Here is a 2206-nt window from a genome sequence, read left to right as displayed (position 1 = left end):
TTAGCAGTATATGATTTCACAGCAATCTTGATAATCCCAACGTATTCAATCGTCTTCTCAGAAACATCAAAATCGCTCAACTTCTGGCCGGTTTCATGTGCCAGGATAACCTGAAGCGCGTGCTTTTTGATTTCTGGATCTTCGACTAATTCTGCATCCCCGTAACCCATCACACTACGATAAGCAAAGCTGGGTGTATTTTGCTTGGGATCCTTTGGCACCATCAATTGGCCGCCATCATCGATTTCAAAGCCCATTCGACCATCCTTTTGAATCAGCTCGCGTTTGGTGCCGACCGGTGCGCCGTGAATATATAAGGTTAAGTTGTTATCATCATTAAACTCATAGCCAAAATTAGTCGGGACCACGTATGGATAGTCATCCGTTCGAAACCCACTATGAATCACGTGGGAATCTTTGAGTATTTGCTTGATTTCATCAATAGCCGTTACTTCTCGATCTTTTCTACGCATGCGATCAGCTCCTTTGATTTGTCTTCAGTATAGTCATTTTATATCACCTCGTACATAGACACTTTTGCCCAGCCAAAATTTCCAAACCAATTCGTTGCGCACAATCGGTTTACAGGTTACGATTTTAGTAGTTGTAGATGTAAACGTTTCCGAGCAGAATTGGGAGGAATATTTTATGGCAAATTATGATTATGATGTCTTATACATTGGTAGCGGCCACGGCACCTTCGATGGGGCGATTCCATTGGCCGCCCGCGGCAAGAAAGTCGGCGTTATCGAATCCGGCTTAATTGGCGGCACCTGTCCCAACCGCGGCTGTAACGCTAAAATCACGTTGGATGCACCAGTTGCGCTTACCCGCTTAACTGAAAGAATGCAGGGCATTGTCAACGGTGATTTGGCAATTAACTGGACCGCCAACGAGAAACACAAGCAAGAAGTCATTCAAGGCTTACCTGACATGATCGGCGGCTTGATGAAATCGGTCAATATCAATATCATCAAGGGTCGTGGGATATTTGAAGATGCCCACACCGTCATGGTAGACGGAACACCACACACCGCTGAAAACATTGTGATTTCAACCGGTCAACATCCTCACCGTTTGGACATTCCAGGCACCGAATTAGCCCACGACAGTGCCGACTTCATGAACCTGACTCATTTACCGGCCAACATTACCATCGTCGGTGCCGGCTACATCAGCTTGGAATTTGCCACAATTGCCAACGCTGCTGGCGCCAAAGTAACTGTTATCACCCACGGCGACAAGGTATTGCGAAAGTTCTACCAGCCATACGTTGAACAAATTGTCGCAGATTTGAAATCCCGAGGTGTTGACTTCATTAACAATGCCAATGTAACCAGCTTCGAGCAGGACGACAGAGATTTCACCGTCAACTACGACGGTAGAACGGTCAAAACCAACTGGATTTTAGACGCAACTGGCCGGGTTCCAAACGTTGACGGAATTGGGTTGGATAAAGTCGGCGTTGACTACAGCGAAAAAGGCGTCAAGGTCAACGATCACCTCCAGACCAACGTTGATAACATCTATGCTTCAGGCGACGTCATTGACAAAGATCAACCAAAGCTGACCCCAACGGCGATTTTTGAGTCCACTTACTTGATGCACGTCTTTGCCGGCGATACCAGCGACCCAATTGACTACCCGGCAATTCCGTCAGTTGTCTTCACATCACCAAGAATCGCCAAAGTCGGCGTTTGTGTTGAAGAAGCTCAGAAAAACGACCTGACAATTAAGGAAAATCATTTGCCAGACGACTGGTATCGTCAAGTTACCAAGGAATCGATTGGCGATAACGCTTTGATTTACGACAAGCAAAACCACCTGGTGGGCGCCACTGAAATCAGTGACCAGGCAGAAGATGCCATTAACGCCTTCCTACCGGCAATCGTGTTCAAGTTTGAACCAGCTCAACTGGAACGACTGGTGACACTGTTCCCTACGATTGCGGCAGACGCTTGGGGCCAGATTTAGCGACGTCAGAAGTTCAGAACGCCTGCATTTAAGTAACCTTTTCACTTTATAAATCATGATGATTGATAGAAAATGTCATCCAATAAACAAAGAAATCCCACCTTAGCTGGTAGGATTTCTTTGTTTTTTATGATCGCATTTCTCGAAGATGATGCTCAATGAAGAGTAAGCACTAAATAATTGGACGTATTCAAAAAGGCATTCGAGCATGTTATTCTTCAGATAACACAAT

Annotated in this window: 2 protein-coding genes; one reads left to right on the top strand and one right to left on the bottom strand. The window is 45.6% G+C overall.

Annotated features, from left to right (window positions below):
* Positions 1 to 473, bottom strand: a 473-nt coding sequence (locus AB3112_RS10870) for a pyridoxamine 5'-phosphate oxidase family protein (protein WP_367334498.1), incomplete at its 3' end; no start/stop codon positions are given.
* 175 nt (positions 474 to 648) lie between these two features.
* Here AB3112_RS10870 and AB3112_RS10865 point away from each other — a divergent pair.
* Complete coding sequence (locus AB3112_RS10865; protein ID WP_367334497.1) at positions 649 to 1974, top strand: NAD(P)/FAD-dependent oxidoreductase; 1326 nt, start codon at positions 649 to 651, stop codon at positions 1972 to 1974.
* Positions 1975 to 2206: the final 232 nt, after the last annotated feature.

The sequence above is a fragment of the Lentilactobacillus sp. genome, assembly GCF_040773105.1.
Taxonomy (GTDB): Bacteria; Bacillota; Bacilli; order Lactobacillales; family Lactobacillaceae; genus Lentilactobacillus; species Lentilactobacillus parabuchneri.
The sequence above is the reverse complement of the archived record's forward strand: the minus strand, read 5'-3'. Positions and strand labels throughout refer to the sequence as shown.